Here is an 18117-nt window from a genome sequence, read left to right as displayed (position 1 = left end):
AGGTAACCATCTGGGCAGATACCGGTTTTCAAGGTATAGATAAACAGCATCCTAATACACAAATCCCAAAAAAAGGAACTCGAAAAAGACCTTTATCGCCTGAACAAAAACAAGAAAATAAAATAATCTCGGGCATCCGTATTACAGTTGAACACGCCATCGCGGGTATCAAGCGCCTCGGTTGCATGACCCAAATTTTACGGAATCGTAGACCCTTTATTGATGATACCTTCTTACTCCTTAGCGCAGGTCTTTGGAATTTCCATCTCAGAACAGCGTAAAATTTACTTCAATCACCGAAACACCCTTATTTCACTATTAAGCAACACGCTTATAGAACAGACGGAATCTTTATTATAATTTCCCTGACTTATTCGGTTTTTAGCCACAAAAAAGCGGCTTGATTCAATATAGTTTCCTTTAGGGAGATTGAGATGCTTGAAAAAACGGGCAAATCTGCCTGTGATCATATTAGGAAATTGCATTTCAATAAATCTAACGCTACAGATGATGGTGTTACTTCTCACGCCAAATAGATAGTTAGCTTTGTCATTATCATATTCATCAAACTCCATGCCATTAATACAATTAACTGCCCAGTTAAGGCGATCTTTAAATGTTTCTTTTCTTAACGTAAATAATTCTTTTGATTTTTTTTCAGTCAAAAGGTTGTAGTTCACATCGAATATTTCTAACATTTTTTCTCCATTATTTCATTTACTCGCAGATCCTATATTTAAAATTACTAAAATATTTCTATCTAGCGATACTATTTTTCGATTTCCACTATGGGTAATAATGCCTATTATATTTTGCCTTCTCTATAATTTTTTGTACACTAGTGGTGTTAAGTTTATATATGCGTTTTTCGATGTAACCAACTGACTTATAAGGAATATTTTAGATGAAGTGCAAATCTGAGGTGTAAATTAATCGGACAGTTTTTAATTAAAAGTTAAAAATTTTTATAGATAAAGTTAGCTATATTAAAAAGACATAAAAAGCGTTTTATTGATAGCGCTGGTTTAAGAAAAGTAATCTATATATTTATAGTATAAAAAAATTAAACTATCTATTAAGATAACTGGATTATCCGCTAAATATATAATTTATTAACATAATGATTAGACATTTTTTTATTTAATTATTCTAATGATAGTATTTGCAATATTTATACTAAATTTTACCTTTATCAAAGAAAGTTAATAATTTAAGCATTCGGTAAAAGTTTTATCGTATAATGTAGTAAGCCGAATCAATTCAGCCAGTTATAGCCATAAGCAAAATGCATGAAATTATGGTTTTTATACTTATGGCAATATATTAAATCAGAGGTCACCATGAACAAAAAAGGAATAAAAAAAGTTGGCGTTTTAACCAGTGGTGGTGATGCGCCAGGAATGAATGCCGCTATTCGTAGTGTTGTGCGCATGGGACTTTCTGAAGATTTAGATGTTTATGGTATCTATGACGGCTATATGGGACTTTATGAAAATCGAATAAAAAAACTCAACCGTTTTAGTGTTTCTGATATTATTAATCGCGGCGGTACTTTCTTAGGCTCTGCCCGTTTTCCTGAATTTCGTGATAGTGAGAAGGTAAGAATTCAAGCTATTGAGAATATGAAAAAACATAATATTGATGCCTTGGTTGTCATTGGTGGAGATGGCTCTTATCGTGGCGCAAAGAAGATCACTGAAGCGGGCTTCCCTTGTATAGGTGTACCCGGAACTATTGATAATGATGTTGCCGGTACTGATTATACGATTGGTTATTTTACCGCTTTGGATACTATTGTTGAGGCAATTGATCGTTTACGTGATACTTCAACTTCCCATAAACGTATTTCGATTGTTGAAATAATGGGGCGTCATTGTGGTGATTTGACTTTATCCGCGGCTATTGCTGGCGGCTGTGAGTTTGTGGTATTGCCCGAAATACCTTTTGATAAGGAAGAGTTACTGACAGAAATTAAATCTGGCTTAGCAAGAGGTAAACGTCATGCAATTGTTGCCATTACTGAACATATTTATGATGTTAATGAATTGGCAAAATATATTGAAAAAGCAACGGGGCATGAGACACGAGCAACGGTTTTAGGCCATATTCAGCGAGGTGGTAGCCCAGTTGCGAGTGATCGAGTTCTGGCATCCCGTATGGGTGCTTACTCTATTCAGTTACTTTTACAGGGCTATGGTGGGCGCTGTGTTGGTATTCAAAATGATAAACTGGTTCATCATGATATTATTGATGCAGTTGAAAATATGCAACGTAAGTTTAAGCAGGATTGGTTAGATACGGCGAAGAAACTTTATTAACTGGTTTGAGCGGGTTGTAGCTGATAAAGTTTCGATATAAGCCTCATAAATTTATGAGGCTTATATGGTTTTATTACGTGATAGTTGTATTTTTAGTCAACCATTGCGTTATTCGTTGTTTCTCGTCATCATTGAGCCACATACCTAATTTGGTTCTGCGCCAGATGACATCATCTAACTCTGTAACCCATTCATTTTCGACTAAATAACGTAATTCAGCTTCGTATAAATTGTGGCCAAAAGCTTCACCTAGATCTGATAACGATTGTGCTTGTTTTAAGATCAAATTGCTATTACTACCGTAAGTGCGGGCATATCGCAATGCAATGCCTTCTGGTAACCATGGGTAGCGTTTACGTAATAGTTGGGCATAACCGTCACGATCACAGCCTTCGATATCACCACCAGGTAGCGTTGCTTCTTTAGTCGACGCTTTACCGGCATTAGGATAGTAATGAGCTAATTTATCTATCGCATGTTCTGCAAGTTTACGATAGGTGGTTAATTTACCGCCAAAAACAGATAGTAAAGGTGCTTTTCCTTGTTCATCATGGATGTCGAGGGTGTAATCACGTGTAATAGCTTGAGGTGAATCAGATTCATCATCACATAATGGACGTACCCCAGAGTAAGTCCAGACAATATCTTTCTGTGTTAGCTGTTTTTTGAAATGATCGTTATAAACTTTTAATAAATAATTGATTTCATTATTATCTATGTGAACATCTTTTGGATCACCTTGATATTCGACATCGGTAGTACCGATAATAGAAAACTCGTCCATCCAAGGAATAACAAAGACAATACGATGATCTTCATTTTGTAAAATATAAGCTTGTGAACCATCGTGTACACGGGGTACAACAATATGGCTACCTTTAATTAGCCGGATACCGTAGGGAGATTTTAATTGTAACCCTTCATCAAAGAAAGATTTAACCCAAGGTCCTGTTGCGTTTACTAATCCTTTTGCTTGCCAAGTTTCTTTTTTGCCCGTACGTAAGTCCTCTGCTTCCACGACCCACAGCCCATTCTCACGCCAGGCTCTTGTCGCTTTAGTGCGAGTTCGAACTTCACCTTTATGTCTGAGAATTTCTTGTGCATTAAGGACAACTAAGCGTGCATCATCTACCCAACAATCTGAATATTCAAAACCTTTTGTTAATTCTGATTTTAAGACAGAATTTTTACCAAATTTTAGCCCTTTACTTCCGGGTAGACTGGTACGTTTACCGAGGTGATCATAAAGGAAAAGGCCAGCACGTATCATCCAAGCAGGACGAAGATGAGGTTGATGAGGTAGGCGAAAACGCATAGGGAAAACGATGTGAGGAGCAAGCTTAAGCAAAACTTCACGTTCGGCAAGCGCTTCACTAACTAAACGAAATTCATAATGCTCTAAATAGCGTAATCCGCCATGGATTAGTTTGGAACTAGCAGAAGAAGTTACGCTAGCAAGATCTTGAGCTTCTAATAGTAATACTGATAATCCTCGACCAGCAGCATCAGCGGCAATACCTGCACCATTTATACCACCACCTAGCACAATTAAATCTTTTGTTTTCATGCGTCCCCCAATGTTCGAGATTGCCCAAATATGTTCGTTTTCGCTCACAATTTTAATCAAATTAGATTCTAAAGCCAACTATTATTAAGTGAAGAAAAACCATTAAATTGAAGCTATTTATCATTTATTGGAAAAATAGAGCAAAAATAGCAAACTAATTAAGAAAATGAGTATTAATCTGGAGAGAATATTAGCTTATTAAGAAGTATAGCCACAGAATAGAGCAGGAAATAAGAAAATCTCCTGCGACAAATGAGCATTAGCATATTTCAAGTGTTACATTATGATGCTCAATCATTTTGTGGATGTTTGCTGGAGGTGCTTTGTCAGTAAAAAGATAATCAATCATCTCCATACTACCTAGGTTAACCATTGCATTGCGACCAAATTTTGAGTGATCAGTAACTAGCATAACGCAACGAGAATTTTCAATAATCGCTTTTTTTGTTCGTACTTCATGGTAGTCGAATTCGAGTAATGAACCATCTCCATCGATACCACTAATGCCTAAAATACCATAGTCTAGACGGAATTGAGTTATAAAATCTAAGGTTGCCTCACCAACAATTCCTCCATCACGGCTGCGAACTTCTCCTCCTGCTAAGATCAGACGAAAATCCTCTTTTGCCATAAGTAGGGTTGCAACATTAAGATTATTAGTGAAGATCCTTAAATTTTTATGATCCAGCAAAGCATAGGCGACAGCTTCTGGTGTAGTGCCGATATCAATAAATAGTGTAGCTCCATTAGGGATTTGACGCGCAACATGTTGAGCAATCCGTTCTTTTTCGCTCGACCACATCATCTTGCGATCGTGGTAAGCAGTATTAACAGAACTTGAAGGAAGCGCGGCACCTCCGTGATGGCGCTGAATTTTATTTTTTTCCGCCAGTTCATTGAGATCACGACGGATAGTTTGTGGGCTGACATTGAAATATTCAACTAACTTTTCAGTACTTACATAGCCTTGAATACGGGCAAGTTCGATAATAGTATCATGGCGTTGAGTTTGCTTCACAAAAACCTCAAGTATCACTATATGTATTGGTCATGTTTGGTATTATTTGGTTTATGTCTATTATCCCATAATCCCATCAATAAACCGATAATTAACCCGGCAGTGTGTGCCGTGTTAGCTATTTTCATACCAAAAATATCAAAGTAACCAAGAAATAACCATAAAATAGCAAATATCATTAACCCTCTTGGAATAGAAATACCTTTTTCTGGGTGACGTTCACCGGTTAACCAAACGTAGCCAATCAGCGAAAAAACTACGCCGGAAATACCACCAAAAGCAGAGCCACTAAAGAGCGATTGCCCCCAATTACTAAAAAGAGCTGATACAATAGCAATGACAAATAGTTTACCTGTACCCAATTGGCGTTCTACCTGACTACCTAAATACCACCACCACATTAAATTAAATAAAATGTGCATCAACGAAAAGTGAAGTAGGGCGGGGGTGAATATTCGCCAGATTTCTGTGTACTGAGTACTTGATGGCCAAGCAAGATAAGCCATTACGGCGTCATTACCGGAAATTAACATCCAAATATAAATAAAAATAGCTAAAAAGAAAACGATCATGGTTAGTGGCCCAGATTGTTTTTTTAAATAATCAACAGTGAGATAATTACGGTAGCCAAATTTTTTATCAATATGTCCCGTTTGCCAACTTGCTGCCTGATAACGTGAATTAAGAGGATCTTGCATAAACAGCTTTAGTTCTTGCTGCACTTGATCGAACTTATTTTCATCATGTAGCCAGAGATCAAAAAATTTTCCCTGTGGTTCTGCGCGCATTTCGATAACAATGTTTTGCATCGCCATATAATCAATAAATGCTTGTGCTAATCTAGGATTTGCTATAGAAATTAAATGGATCATAACCCGTTATATCGCTTACGAAAGTGAGTTGATGGTGTTTGGGTATTCTCTCAACCATGCTTCAAAACCACCGTTTATGCTATAAACAGTTTCGAAGCCCATATTAACTAAATATTGTGCTGCGCCTTGGCTACTATGGCCATGGTAACACATTACCATTACCGGCGAGTCAAAGTCTGTTTGCTTAATAAAGTTATTTAAGGTCTCATTCGTGAGATGGTAAGCGCCTTTAATATGCGCTGAATGAAAACTTTGTGGGTCACGAATGTCGACCATGATGATGTCACCTGTTTGCCAAAGTTTATAGGCTTGTTCAACTGAAATTAATTGAAAATTATCCATAGTAATCTGCACAATATTATTTTACATTCGGAAAAACAAGATACTCTCTGTACTTTTAAAGAGTATCCATCATTGGCAAAAATGAGTAATTATTTTAATAATAAGAGTGATCACCACGCTGATGTTCGGTTAAATCTTTTACTCCTTTCAATTCGTCTGGGAACATATTTAGCAACTGTTTTTCAATACCTTCTTTTAAGGTAATATCGACCATTGAACAGCCATTACATCCTCCACCGAATTGTAGAATTGCATATCCATCGTCAGTGATTTCCATCAATGAAACCCGCCCTCCATGGCCTGCTAATTGTGGGTTAATTTGTGATTGAATAACATATTCAACTCGTTCAATCAGTGGAGCATCGTCAGCCACTTTTCGCATTTTAGCATTAGGCGCTTTTAGGGTAAGTTGAGAGCCTAATTGATCCGTTACGAAATCGATTTCGGCCTCTTGCAGGAAAGGTGCGCTAATTTCATCAATATAAGCTGAAAGTTTATCAAATTTAAGTTCAATATCCGTCGCTTCGATAGCATCAGGAGGACAATAAGAGACCCCACATTCTGCAGAAGGTGTGCCAGGATTAATGACAAATACGCGAATTTGTGTACCAGGTTCTTGATTTGCCAATAGTTTGGCAAAATGAGCTTGTGCTGCTTCAGTAATATTAATCATAATCGATGCTCAAGTTTATCATTTTAGTATGTTTATCATACGCTCTTTTCCTTACTTTCTACAAGGTTCTGCATATTGACCAGGCTTGAACTGAATTTGCTCCAGCACAAATCAGCAACTTAGCAACTTCATTCATTGTTGTTCCTGTTGTAATGACATCAAGCATGTTGCTCAATAGTGAAATAAAGCTGCTTTAAATAAAAACAAGTTAGATACATCTAAAAAATACAAAAATAGTTTATTTTTTAATCTTATATAGGTTATTTTTAATTCAATAATTGATTATTTTTTAATCAAAGGCTGGTTTTTTTGTAAGTCATAATTAATTTTGCTATTGAGCAACAGGCTTATCGTCAAATACGGCAATATGGCGATCTTGAAACGATTTTTTTACCCTAAAAGCTTTACTAAGATTTTGAGTCCGTTTTTTAGCAGAAAGTTGAGTTTGTGGTAGTGTAGCACGAGTGCGAATAATTGAATTAGTTTGAAATTGGCATCCTAACCAATAAGCTAATTGAATTGCTATTAAACTGGCTTGATTAAATCCACGTTGCCAATGTTTACTATGATGCAGTGGGATCGCTATTATGATATCTGGTTTGCGCCAGCGTTGTTGGCGATATCCTTGTTGCCAATAGAGTAGAAATAAGCGTGCAAGGATAAAGGCGATTTGCGTTATTTTTTCATATTTGTACTGCTGTATTAGCTTGCTTAATGGTGGTATATAGGGAGTAATGGCGACAAGATTGTGCCAGTAGGGTGGAGTTTGTAAGCAACGACCGCAAGCAAGGGTGAATTGTTCAACGGGTAAAGCGCAGCGATGGCAAACTCGTTTTAGATAAGGCAAATGTTTTAAACAGTAGTGACAAATGCCATGAAAGCGATATTTTAGTCTTTGGTGGCATAGCCAACAATACCCAGCCATTGTGAACATAATGATGTCCTTTTTTATACCTGTAAAGCGAGAATAACTATGACGACACTGTTTTGGCAGCAGTTGGGTAAAAGAAAACAAGATATTGTGCTATTGCACGGATGGGGATTGAATGCAGAAGTTTGGCGTACCATTGAAGTGGAATGTGGTTCTCATTTTCGTCTCCATCTAGTTGACTTACCTGGCTATGGTCGTAGTAATCTTTTTCCACCGATGTCGCTACAACAAATGGCAGAGGTAATTTGGCAGAAAGCGCCCAAGCAGGCTATTTGGTTAGGTTGGTCGTTAGGCGGACTGATTGCTAGTATCATCTCACTTAACCATCAAGCTGAAATAGCAGGTTTAATAACAGTGGCTTCATCGCCCTGTTTTGGACAACAAGAAAATTGGCCAGGCATTAAACCTACGGTACTTAAGGGGTTTGAACGACAATTACAGATTGATTTTCATCGTACAGTAGAACGTTTTCTTGTATTGCAAACATTGGGCACTAAAACAACTAATGGCGATATACGATTATTAAAATCGGTGATACTAGAGCAGCCGTTACCCTCTGTTGCCGTGTTAAACGCAGGTTTGGAAATTTTGCGAACAACTGATCTACGGCAATCTTTATTAACCTTAAATAAACCTTTTTTGCGTATCTATGGTGACCTTGATAGCTTAGTACCCAAAAAAATAGTACCAATGTTGGATAAATGGTTACCTAATTCGCCTTCGGTAGTAATAAAACATGCCGCCCATGCCCCTTTTATTTCTCATCCTAATCAGTTTATTCAATTGTTAGTCGATTTTTTGGGTCAATTGGAGAAATGAATATGGGGAGTCCAGAATAAAAGCAAAAAGATTCTTTATGCTAATCGAGTAAGCGATAATTTTAATAAATTATCGCTTACTTGCATAAATTAGAGAGAAGTAACTTGATAAATTTTTAGGTTACACTTTTTTATTTCGGGACATTGCTTACAACTATGGCCCGTTAAACAGGATGATTGATCAATTTGTTCTAATTTTCCCATGGCCGCTAATTTATCTAACATAGCCTCAATCATAGGTAATGAAGCAGAGAATTTCTGACTAATTTGGTAAGCATCCGTTCTGCCATACAGCGCAACCATATCTCTGACTTGCAATAAACTGATCATTTCATTACCTCTAGTGGCATGAACCACTTTGGCTGTGGTTACATTTATGGACATTATGATGGAGTTTTAGTGTTATGCGTTTACGTGAATGGCGCAACAATGCGATTAACAGTAAGTTAAACACGACGAGCATCCCAATAACCCACGCGCTATATTGTGGATGTTGTGAGAAAGTGGCTATTTGGTAGAACAAGGCAGAAACCGAATAAGCAACATTCAAGCCCCATAGAATAGAAAATGTCATCCAGTTTCGATTTGTTTCACGGGCAATGGCTCCTAATACAGAAATGCAAGGCACATAAAGTAGAACAAAGATTAGATAGCTATAGGCTGATAAAGACGAGCCGAATCGTGCTGCCATAGCGCCCATTGTACTGCTATCCATATCACCATCACCTTTACTGGCTTCAATAGGATTGGATAAGACACTTAAACTGAATGTTTCTTTTAGACTATCCCAAGTTTCATTAACTGCATCTTCTAATTCATCTAACAGATTAAATTGCTCAGCATTAAAAGGTGTTTGAGTAATATTTTCGGCGGTGTGCAGTGTATTCAATGTGCCGACAACCACTTCTTTAGCTAATGCGCCCGTAATAAGTCCAACGGTTGCTTGCCAATTATCATCATTGATACCGATAGGTTTCAGTAACGGGGTAACGGTTTTACTTACTGACGCTAATGCTGATTGGTTAATATTATCAACGACTTTACCGGACAAAGAAAAACTATTAAGTGCCCCGATAATCATACTGGCAATAATAATCACTTTTCCCGCTCTTAAGACAAAGCCTTTCAATCTTTGCCAGGTTTGTAATAGTAATGTTTTTAAGTGTGGTACATGGTAAACCGGTAATTCCATGATAAAAGGGGGGGATGCGCCCCGTGCAACAGTATATTTCAATAACAACCCGGTTAGGATGGCAATGACAATACCTAATAAATAAAGAGAAAAAACAATACTTGCACCATTTTTACCAAAAAAAGCGGCCGCAAAGACAGCAAAAATAGCCAGCCTGGCGCCACAAGACATAAAAGGCGCCATTAAAACGGTGATTAATCGTTCACGAGGAGTATCTAGTGTCCGTGCACCCATAATAGCAGGCACATTACAGCCAAAACCGACAATCAAAGGAACAAAAGATTTACCAGGCAGACCTAGTGCTTGCATCAGTCTATCCATGACAAATGCTGCGCGTGCCATATAACCTGAGTCTTCCAATACAGAAAGGAATAAATACATTAAACCAATTTGGGGAACTAATGGCAAAACAGTGTTGATACCACCACCTACCCCTTGGGCAAGGAAAACCGTCAACCATTGTGGAAAATTAAAAGTATGGCCAATCCATTGAATTCCATGGATGAAAATGGCTTCTGAGCCACCTTCAAAGAGCGGTTGTAATGCACCACCAATATTGATAGCAAGTATGAACATCAAATACATGATAAAAAGAAATATCGGCACCCCAAACCAGCGATTAAGTACTATGTTGTCAATAAATTGCGTTAAGGCATTCGGTTTTGCCGTTTCAGTATTAGTAACTGCTTCGCAAAGGGTGGCAATAGTTTGATAGCGTGCATCAGCGATGATGAGCTCAGGCTCTTCTTGTTGTTGAGATTGTAAATGGGTTCTAATTTTATCTAATTTATCAGTGGAAATAACGGCACGTTCCAGGCTATATATATCACCTTCTAAGATTTGTAGTGCTAGCCAACGGCGCTGTTGATGATTGAATTTATTATGGTCGATAATTTGAGTTAAATTTTCCACTTCGGTGAGCAAAAAATCGGGATAGCGGATGAGGGTTGAAATAAGATTATTACTATGTTTATCAATCGCTTGTTTTAATTTGCTAATACCTTTTGCGCGAGTCGAAACTAGAGGGATAACAGGGCAGCCCAGGCGTGTTTGAAGTTCATCAATATTGATATGAATATTTTGGTTTTCGGCAATATCCAACATATTAAGCGCGACGATACAAGGCACACCTAATTCAATAAGTTGTAATGTTAGATAAAGATTACGCTCGAGGTTAGCGGCATCGATAACATTTATCAACATATCCGCTTCGCCACTTAGGATGAAATGACAGGCAATTTGCTCATCGAGTGAGGTCTGTTCTGAAATAGTGGTTAGTGAATAGGTCCCAGGCAGGTCAACTAATTCAATATCATATTCCGAGGTTGCAAAGCGACCAGCCTTTCGTTCAACAGTGACACCAGACCAGTTGCCAACACGTTGGCGAGCGCCTGTTAATTGATTAAAGAGTGTCGTTTTACCGGCGTTAGGGTTGCCAATAAGGCCAATAGTTAATGGTTTCATAGTTTTGGTGTCAGATGAGTAATAAGCAATAGGCTATTTAGTTATCATAAAAATATTTTTATACCGCTTGGTTGCCGGCATCGTCCAAATTTAATAATGCAAGATCTTTTTTTCTTAAGATCAAATTCATACGGCGAGTTTCGATTTGAATAGGATCACCAAGCGGCGCTATACGAATAACGTTAAAAAAAGATCCAGGTAACATACCTAAAGAAAGTAACTTTTGACGGTAAGCTGGATTTATTTCTGCTGAAAATCCGACAATTTTGTATCGATGATTAGGAAGAATTGACATATAGACACTTCCACTCTAGAGCCAAAAAAACAAAGATACCGCAAATGGGTACCAGACGAATAGTAAAATTAATGAAAAATATTATCATTCTCATATTAATAATGATAATCATCATTATATGCTACTCGAATTAATTTAGCGCTTTTTTTAAATGACAGCAATTGATATTGATCAATAGTTCTCTAGAGAGTGAAGTATTGGCATCAAAATTAGTGTTAATTCATTAGTTTTTATTAAAAAAACCATTTTCTAAAATTGAATATGCTAATAGTCTGATGTTAGATCAGACTATTAACTATATAATATATATTAACAATTAACGCTTTTTATTGAGTGCCGCCGCCAGTGCATCACCCATTACACTATTAGCGAATAGCGTATTGTTGCGTTGGGATGTTTTAGTTGAACTGGCTGAGGAGGCATTTTTGCCTGTCTGTGGCTTATTACGATGTTGTTGTGGCGTATCTGCTGTTTTCTCATCCAGACGCATGCTTAATGCAATTCGTTTACGGTTTAAATCAATATCGATGACTTTAACGGTGATAATATCCCCTGTTTTGACTAGAGAATGAGGATCTTTAATAAATTTATCGGACAGAGAGGAAATGTGTACCAAGCCATCCTGATGAACGCCAATATCGACAAACGCACCAAAATTGGTCACATTGGTCACCGAACCTTCTAATATCATACCTACTTTAAGATCTTCCATGGTTTCAATGCCATCGATAAAAGTGGCTGTTTTAAATTCTGGCCGCGGATCTCGTCCAGGCTTTTCTAATTGTTTTAGAATATCATTTACCGTCGGAATACCAAATTTGTCTGTAGTAAACAATTCTGGTTTGAGATTATTAAGCACTCTAGTGTTACCCATAATCGTTTTTAAGGGTTGCTTAGTGGTTAATAAAATCTTTTCTACAATCGGATAAGCTTCAGGATGGACTGTTGAGGCATCGAGAGGATTATTCCCTGCCATAATGCGTAAAAAGCCCGCGCACTGCTCAAAAGCTTTTGTACCAAGACGTGTAACTTCCAGTAATTGTTTGCGGTCATTAAACCGCCCGTGTTCGTTACGCCAATTAACGACATTTTGCGCAACCGTTTTACTTAGTCCTGCAATATGTAAAAGAAGAGCAACAGAGGCGGTATTTAGATCAACACCGACTGAGTTTACACAATCTTCAACTACCGCTGTCAATTTTTTAGCTAGTAAAGTTTGGTTAACATCATGTTGGTATTGACCAACACCAATTGATTTGGGATCAATTTTTACTAATTCGGCTAGTGGATCTTGTAAACGGCGGGCAATAGAGACTGCGCCACGTAAAGAGACATCGAGTGCTGGAAATTCTTGAGCCGCTAACTCAGATGCCGAGTAAACTGAAGCGCCTGATTCACTGACAATTACTTTCTGGGCGGTAATTTGCGGGTACTGTTTTTTAACCGCGGCAAAAAAGCGTTCAGTTTCACGTGAGGCAGTACCATTACCAATAGCGACCAAGGCGACTTTATATTTCTCACATAAGGATGCAATAGTCGTTGCAGATTTAGTTGCTTGTCCGGTGTGAGGATAAATCGTGTCTGTAGTAATGAGTTTGCCTGTCGCATCAACAATAGCAACTTTGACGCCAGTGCGTAAACCGGGATCTAATCCCATGGTGCTATGCATACCAGCAGGCGCTGCCATCAAAAGGTCACGTAGATTACGGGCGAAAACATGAATCGCTTCTTCTTCTGCTTTTTCGCGTAAGGTGCCCATCAATTCTGTTTCAAGATGTAACAGAATTTTAACTCGCCATGTCCAACTGATAACGGCTTTTCGCCATTTATCTGCTGGTGCATTATTTAAATGTAAACCAAAGTGTTGGGTAATAATTTCTTCACAATAACTTTCTTTTGGTGGTGATTCAAATTGTGGATCGGCATTAAGTGATAATTGTAAAATACCCTCGTTACGGCCACGAAACATAGCAAGTGCACGGTGGGATGGGATATGCGAAATAAGCTCATGGTGATCAAAATAGTCGCTAAATTTTGCACCTATGGTTTCTTTACCTTCAATAACTTTTGCCGTTAAATGGGCATTTTTCCACAAATAATTACGAATTTTGCTAAGTAAATTTGCATCTTCAGCGAAGCGTTCCATTAAAATATAACGAGCACCATCGAGCGCAGCTTTAGTGTCATTAATATTTTTTTGTGGATCAATAAAGGTTTCAGCTATCTGCTCTGGTATATGTTGGGGCTCATTCCATAACTGCTTTGCGAGTGGCTCTAAACCAGCTTCAATCGCTACTTGGCCTCGTGTCCTACGTTTTGGTTTATAGGGTAAGTAGAGATCTTCGAGCTCAGTTTTATTAAAAGTGTTATTAATCGCCTGAGCAAGTTGAGCCGTAAGCTTTCCTTGTTCATTAATCGATTTTAGGATAGTTTGGCGGCGCTCGTTTAATTCACGTAAGTAACTTAAACGTGTTTCAAGTTTACGTAGCTGGTTATCATCGAGTCCTCCTGTGACTTCTTTACGATAACGGGCAATAAAAGGAACAGCATTTCCTTCATCGAGTAATGTAATGGCTGAAAGTATTTGCGCTGGCGTTGTATCTAATTCATGTGCAATAATTTTGCTTAAGGATTTATTCATCATTTTAGTTTCTTCAATACTTAAATAGGACGCAATTAACGACTTATATGCGCATTTATACGTGTTGAAAACAATAATTTCCAGTTAACATTATATTTGGATATTAGAACTTGATGTAGTGAACGAAAACTTTTTTTGAATTATATATAGTAATTAGTTTAAATTAAGGTTAATCATACTGAGTTTTTATTGTGAAAAATAATTATATTACTCGTGAAGGGTGGGACAACCTCAAACAAGAGTTGAAGTTTCTTTGGCGTGAGGAGCGGCCGAAAGTCACTCAAGCTGTATCAGAGGCAGCGGCGCTTGGTGATCGTTCAGAGAATGCGGAGTATATTTATGGTAAAAAGCGATTACGAGAAATTGATCGACGTATTCGATTTTTATCTAAACGTCTTGAAGTATTAAAAATAGTTGAACCTGATCCTCGGCAGGAAGGTAGAGTTTATTTTTGGGGCTTAGGTAAAACTACAAGATGAAAATGGTGGTATTAAAGTTTTTCGTTTAGTTGGACCAGATGAATTTAATCCGGCTAAAAAATGGATTTCTATTAATTCACCAGTGGCAAGGGAATTATTAGGTAAACAAATTGATGATGAAGTTACGGTGAATACGCCAAATGGTATTATTACTTATTGGATATTGGATATTGGATATTGGATATTGGATATTGGATATTGGATATTAATTATCAAGGAATTGAGTTGTAAATGATATAAAATTAAAAAAATCAATAAAATGTAAATATTAATCTAAAAAAGCCTAATAGGAATTAGTTATATTATTATTGTCTTATTTGTTATTAAGACACTATATATAGGGATCTTAAAAATATTTGTGGAGTCAAAAAATGCAAGAAAATTATAAAATTCTTGTTGTGGATGATGATATGCGTTTGCGCTCTTTACTGGAGCGTTATTTAACTGAACAGGGTTTTCAAGTTCGTAGTACCGCCAATGCGGAGCAAATGGATCGTATTTTGACGCGTGAATCTATTCATTTGATTGTACTCGATTTGATGTTACCTGGTGAAGATGGTTTATCTATTTGCCGCCGTTTAAGGAGTCAAAATAATCCTATCCCAATTATTATGGTAACAGCAAAAGGTGAAGAAGTAGATCGGATTGTTGGATTAGAAATTGGGGCGGATGATTATATACCTAAACCATTTAATCCTAGAGAGTTATTGGCTCGTATTCGCGCCGTATTACGACGTCAGGCAAATGAGCTGCCGGGTGCGCCGGCACAGGACGAGGCGGTGATTCGGTTTGGTAAATTCAAATTAAACCTAGGAACAAGGGAAATGTTTCAAGATGATGAGTCTATGCCATTAACCAGCGGTGAGTTTGCGGTTTTAAAAGTGCTGGTCTCATATCCACGTGAGCCTCTATCTCGTGATAAATTGATGAGTCTTGCTCGAGGGCGTGAATATAGTGCGATGGAGCGTTCGATAGATGTTCAGATTTCACGTCTTCGTCGAATGATTGAGGATGATCCTACTCATCCACGTTATATTCAAACGGTTTGGGGGTTGGGTTATGTATTTGTACCAGATGGTAGTAAAGCATGAAACGATTGCGTTTTTCCAGACGTAACACGTTTTCTCGTTCATTATTTGTTATTGTTACTTTACTGTTTGCTAGTTTAGTCACCAGCTATTTTGTTGTAATGCCGAGTCTTCAGCAGCTTAATAAAGTCTTAGCCTATGAAGTGCATACGTTATTAACAGAGAAAATTGAATTGCAAGATGGAAATGCAATTTTAATGCCGCCATCATTTAAGAAGAAAATCTATAAAGAACTAGGTATTAATTTTTATACCGAGTCGCGTGCTATGGCAAAAGGCTTACGTTGGGCAAGACATTATGAGGAATTAAGCCAGCAGATGTCAGAATACATGGGTGGCAAGGCGGATGTTCGTCTTGAAATTGCCAAAGAGCATCCTTTTTTATGGTTAAACTCTTATCTTGCGCCAAATGTTTGGATACGACTGCCTTTAACTGAAATAGGACAGAATCAGTTCGCCGTTGTATTTCGTTATACATTGGCTATTTTTTTAACCATTTTTGCTGTTACATGGCTTTATATTCGTTATCAAAGTAGACCATTATTTGTATTAGAAAGCTATGCCAAGCAAATGGGAAAAGGTGTCATGGTTCCAGCAATCAAGGAAGAAGGTTCATTAGAAATACGTTATGTCATCCGCGCTTTTAATCGTATGTCGTCAGGAATAAAAATGCTGGAAAATGATAGAACGATATTAATGGCCGGCGTGAGTCATGATTTGAGAACTCCGTTAACCCGGATCCGTTTAGCGACAGAAATGATGAATGAAAAGGATCAATATCTAGCAGAATCAATTAACAAAGATATTGAAGAGTGTAATGCCATCATTGGGCAGTTCATGGACTATATATGTACAGGCAGGGAAATGAACATGGAGTTTTGTGACTTGAATAAAGTCCTACTTGAAGCTGTTAATGCTGAGAGTAGTTTCCTGTCTAATATTGAGACGCAGATTAGTTCATCACCTATCATCATTAATGCTAATGTAATTGCCATTAAACGAGCAGTAACCAATATGCTGGTTAACGCTCTCCGCTATGGAAATGGTTGGGTAAAAGTCAGTAGTGGTGTGATAAAAGATCATGCCTGGTTTCAGGTTGAGGATGATGGCGCAGGAATTAAAAAAGAAAGCATTCAACATCTTTTTCAACCTTTTGTGCAAGGTGAAAGGGCAAGAAGTAATGGTGGTACAGGACTAGGATTAGCAATTATTCGCCGAATTATTGATGCTCATGATGGTGAAATTATTATAGATAAAAGTAAACGGGGAGGGTTATCTATACGGGCAACTTTACCATTAATGGAAAAATAAAAATCTATATTTTTATTTAGCCGTAATTTAGCGGAAATTTTATTATATTTTATAAAATGATATAATTCTTTGATTTTGAAAATTTATTATATCGATATATAAGGCTATATTTTTAAATAAATTGATTATTTATTTAACAGTCATAAAACTGTCATAAATAATACATCTTTCTGTCATCTAACTAACCTATTTTTTCCTCGTATTTTTTAACTCGCTACAATTAACAGAGTAATTTGTTTCTCTTTCATCTCAAATAGGAGAGATTATGAAATTGATGCGTTCTATCATGGTTAATATCATAGCCATGTTTTCTTTGACGGCCATGTCAGCTTTTGCGGCAACAAGCCTTACTGGCGCTGGTGCCACATTTCCCGCGCCAGTTTATGCAAAATGGGCAGATAGTTACCAAAAACAGACCGGCGATCAGATTAACTACCAAGGGATTGGTTCATCCGGTGGGGTAAAACAGATTATAGCTAAAACAGTCGATTTCGGTGCTTCAGATGCGCCTTTAAGTGATGAAAAACTCAATCGAGAAGGACTCATTCAATTTCCAACTGTGATTGGTGGTGTTGTTCCAACAATCAATATTTCAGGTATTCAATCTGGACAATTGATATTAGATGGCAAAACATTGGCTAACATTTATTTAGGTAACATTAAAAAATGGAATGACCCCAAAATTGTTGAATTAAATCCAGGTTTAGCATTGCCAGCACAAAATATTACCGTTGTTCGCCGTGCTGATGGCTGATGGCTCAGGAACAACTTTTGTTTTTACCAGTTATCTGGCTAAGGTGAATGCTGATTGGAAAAATAAGATTGGCACGGGTTCTACGGTTAGATGGCCAACTGGCATTGCTGGAAAAGGTAATGAAGGTGTTGCTGCCTTTGTTCAGCGTCTGCGTGGTGCTATTAAACTAGTTGCTGAATAGAGACTTGCATTTTTTGTCACGCTATTGAGAATAAAAAGAGGTTTAACTTAGAGAATAAAGGTTTGAAATGATCAACAAAGAGCGGCTGTTACGAGATAATCGTTTATGTAAAGCAATCATTGGATTATCAGTCGAAGAATTGAAAAATTTAGCCGCTGAATTTTCAGCTTGTTA

Annotated in this window: 16 protein-coding genes and 3 pseudogenes; 7 read left to right on the top strand and 12 right to left on the bottom strand. The window is 37.4% G+C overall.

The features are described 5' to 3' along the window. A partial coding sequence (locus CBG25_RS08935) for a transposase family protein (RefSeq protein WP_290603775.1) occupies positions 1 to 281 on the top strand: 281 nt, incomplete at its 5' end. 12 nt (positions 282 to 293) lie between these two features. Here CBG25_RS08935 and CBG25_RS08930 read toward each other — a convergent pair. Next, the gene (locus tag CBG25_RS08930; protein ID WP_290606121.1) at positions 294 to 698 is read right to left on the bottom strand and encodes an acyl-homoserine-lactone synthase; all 405 of its coding nucleotides are present in this window, start codon (positions 696 to 698) and stop codon (positions 294 to 296) included. A 642-nt stretch (positions 699 to 1340) separates the two neighbouring features. On the opposite strand from CBG25_RS08930, the gene pfkA reads away from it, so the two are divergent. Continuing rightward, entirely contained in the window at positions 1341 to 2318 is a 978-nt protein-coding gene (gene pfkA / locus CBG25_RS08925) for a 6-phosphofructokinase (RefSeq protein ID WP_290606119.1), read from the top strand. A gap of 73 nt (positions 2319 to 2391) precedes the next feature. Here the strand turns inward: pfkA and glpD are convergent, their stop codons facing one another. The 7 genes and pseudogenes from glpD to CBG25_RS08890 form a co-directional block, all read right to left on the bottom strand. Next, positions 2392 to 3885, bottom strand: a complete 1494-nt coding sequence (gene glpD, locus CBG25_RS08920) for a glycerol-3-phosphate dehydrogenase (RefSeq protein WP_290606117.1) — start codon at positions 3883 to 3885, stop codon at positions 2392 to 2394. A gap of 259 nt (positions 3886 to 4144) precedes the next feature. Further along, complete coding sequence (locus CBG25_RS08915; protein ID WP_290606115.1) at positions 4145 to 4903, bottom strand: DeoR/GlpR family transcriptional regulator; 759 nt, start codon at positions 4901 to 4903, stop codon at positions 4145 to 4147. 17 nt (positions 4904 to 4920) lie between these two features. Continuing rightward, positions 4921 to 5775 carry a rhomboid family intramembrane serine protease GlpG gene (glpG, locus tag CBG25_RS08910; protein ID WP_290606114.1) on the bottom strand — a complete coding sequence of 285 codons (855 nt, stop codon included), beginning with the start codon at positions 5773 to 5775 and terminating at the stop codon, positions 4921 to 4923. A 15-nt stretch (positions 5776 to 5790) separates the two neighbouring features. Further along, a complete protein-coding gene (gene glpE / locus CBG25_RS08905; protein ID WP_290606112.1) occupies positions 5791 to 6117 on the bottom strand; it encodes a thiosulfate sulfurtransferase GlpE in 327 nt (108 codons plus the stop codon). A gap of 94 nt (positions 6118 to 6211) precedes the next feature. Further along, entirely contained in the window at positions 6212 to 6790 is a 579-nt protein-coding gene (gene nfuA, locus CBG25_RS08900; protein WP_032115817.1) for a Fe-S biogenesis protein NfuA, read from the bottom strand. A 58-nt stretch (positions 6791 to 6848) separates the two neighbouring features. Further along, positions 6849 to 6950: pseudogene (locus CBG25_RS08895) on the bottom strand (phosphoribosyltransferase); the annotation flags it as partial. A 171-nt stretch (positions 6951 to 7121) separates the two neighbouring features. Next, positions 7122 to 7724, bottom strand: a complete 603-nt coding sequence (locus CBG25_RS08890) for a DNA utilization protein GntX (protein WP_290606109.1) — start codon at positions 7722 to 7724, stop codon at positions 7122 to 7124. Between the two features lie 39 nt (positions 7725 to 7763). Between CBG25_RS08890 and bioH the strand changes: the two genes are divergently transcribed. Continuing rightward, complete coding sequence (gene bioH / locus CBG25_RS08885) at positions 7764 to 8540, top strand: pimeloyl-ACP methyl ester esterase BioH (protein ID WP_290606107.1); 777 nt, start codon at positions 7764 to 7766, stop codon at positions 8538 to 8540. Between the two features lie 89 nt (positions 8541 to 8629). Here bioH and CBG25_RS08880 read toward each other — a convergent pair whose 3' ends face one another. The 4 genes from CBG25_RS08880 to CBG25_RS08865 all read right to left on the bottom strand — a co-directional run bounded on the left by CBG25_RS08880 (position 8630) and on the right by CBG25_RS08865 (position 14131). After that, a complete protein-coding gene (locus tag CBG25_RS08880; RefSeq protein WP_129109083.1) occupies positions 8630 to 8869 on the bottom strand; it encodes a FeoC-like transcriptional regulator in 240 nt (79 codons plus the stop codon). Between the two features lie 10 nt (positions 8870 to 8879). Then, entirely contained in the window at positions 8880 to 11195 is a 2316-nt protein-coding gene (gene feoB / locus CBG25_RS08875; RefSeq protein WP_290606106.1) for a Fe(2+) transporter permease subunit FeoB, read from the bottom strand. A 58-nt stretch (positions 11196 to 11253) separates the two neighbouring features. After that, positions 11254 to 11490: a ferrous iron transporter A gene (gene feoA, locus CBG25_RS08870; protein ID WP_032115822.1), complete on the bottom strand. Its 237-nt coding sequence runs from the start codon at positions 11488 to 11490 to the stop codon at positions 11254 to 11256. Positions 11491 to 11806: 316 nt separating this feature from the next. Continuing rightward, a complete protein-coding gene (locus tag CBG25_RS08865; protein WP_290606123.1) occupies positions 11807 to 14131 on the bottom strand; it encodes a Tex family protein in 2325 nt (774 codons plus the stop codon). Between the two features lie 188 nt (positions 14132 to 14319). Here CBG25_RS08865 and greB point away from each other — a divergent pair. From greB to pstS, 4 genes and pseudogenes are all read left to right on the top strand, one after another. Beyond that, positions 14320 to 14845, top strand: a pseudogene (gene greB, locus CBG25_RS08860) (transcription elongation factor GreB). Positions 14846 to 14981: 136 nt separating this feature from the next. Continuing rightward, entirely contained in the window at positions 14982 to 15701 is a 720-nt protein-coding gene (gene ompR / locus CBG25_RS08855; RefSeq protein WP_026821896.1) for a two-component system response regulator OmpR, read from the top strand. Continuing rightward, on the top strand, positions 15698 to 17008 hold the full coding sequence (gene envZ, locus CBG25_RS08850; protein WP_290606102.1) for a two-component system sensor histidine kinase EnvZ: 1311 nt from the start codon (positions 15698 to 15700) through the stop codon (positions 17006 to 17008). Before ompR ends, envZ begins: the two co-directional genes overlap by 4 nt. Positions 17009 to 17273: 265 nt before the next feature. Next, positions 17274 to 17925 (top strand): annotated as a pseudogene (gene pstS, locus CBG25_RS08845) (phosphate ABC transporter substrate-binding protein PstS); the annotation flags it as partial. Positions 17926 to 18117 lie beyond the last annotated feature (192 nt).

This window comes from Arsenophonus sp. ENCA (genome assembly GCF_002287155.1).
Lineage (GTDB): Bacteria > Pseudomonadota > Gammaproteobacteria > Enterobacterales > Enterobacteriaceae > Arsenophonus > Arsenophonus nilaparvatae.
Note: the sequence above shows the minus strand (reverse complement) of the source record. Positions and strands in the feature narration are given on the sequence as shown.

What these genes read in the sequence shown, in the direction of transcription:
- pfkA (WP_290606119.1), top strand. Translation starts at nt 1,341, where the DNA reads ATGAACAAAAAAGGAATAAAAAAAGTTGGCGTTTTAACCAGTGGTGGT.
- glpD (WP_290606117.1), bottom strand. Translation starts at nt 3,885, where the DNA reads ATGAAAACAAAAGATTTAATTGTGCTAGGTGGTGGTATAAATGGTGCA.
- CBG25_RS08890 (WP_290606109.1), bottom strand. Translation starts at nt 7,724, where the DNA reads ATGTTCACAATGGCTGGGTATTGTTGGCTATGCCACCAAAGACTAAAA.
- glpG (WP_290606114.1), bottom strand. Translation starts at nt 5,775, where the DNA reads ATGATCCATTTAATTTCTATAGCAAATCCTAGATTAGCACAAGCATTT.
- ompR (WP_026821896.1), top strand. Translation starts at nt 14,982, where the DNA reads ATGCAAGAAAATTATAAAATTCTTGTTGTGGATGATGATATGCGTTTG.
- CBG25_RS08865 (WP_290606123.1), bottom strand. Translation starts at nt 14,131, where the DNA reads ATGAATAAATCCTTAAGCAAAATTATTGCACATGAATTAGATACAACG.
- CBG25_RS08880 (WP_129109083.1), bottom strand. Translation starts at nt 8,869, where the DNA reads ATGATCAGTTTATTGCAAGTCAGAGATATGGTTGCGCTGTATGGCAGA.
- nfuA (WP_032115817.1), bottom strand. Translation starts at nt 6,790, where the DNA reads ATGATTAATATTACTGAAGCAGCACAAGCTCATTTTGCCAAACTATTG.
- bioH (WP_290606107.1), top strand. Translation starts at nt 7,764, where the DNA reads ATGACGACACTGTTTTGGCAGCAGTTGGGTAAAAGAAAACAAGATATT.
- glpE (WP_290606112.1), bottom strand. Translation starts at nt 6,117, where the DNA reads ATGGATAATTTTCAATTAATTTCAGTTGAACAAGCCTATAAACTTTGG.
- feoA (WP_032115822.1), bottom strand. Translation starts at nt 11,490, where the DNA reads ATGTCAATTCTTCCTAATCATCGATACAAAATTGTCGGATTTTCAGCA.
- feoB (WP_290606106.1), bottom strand. Translation starts at nt 11,195, where the DNA reads ATGAAACCATTAACTATTGGCCTTATTGGCAACCCTAACGCCGGTAAA.
- CBG25_RS08930 (WP_290606121.1), bottom strand. Translation starts at nt 698, where the DNA reads ATGTTAGAAATATTCGATGTGAACTACAACCTTTTGACTGAAAAAAAA.
- envZ (WP_290606102.1), top strand. Translation starts at nt 15,698, where the DNA reads ATGAAACGATTGCGTTTTTCCAGACGTAACACGTTTTCTCGTTCATTA.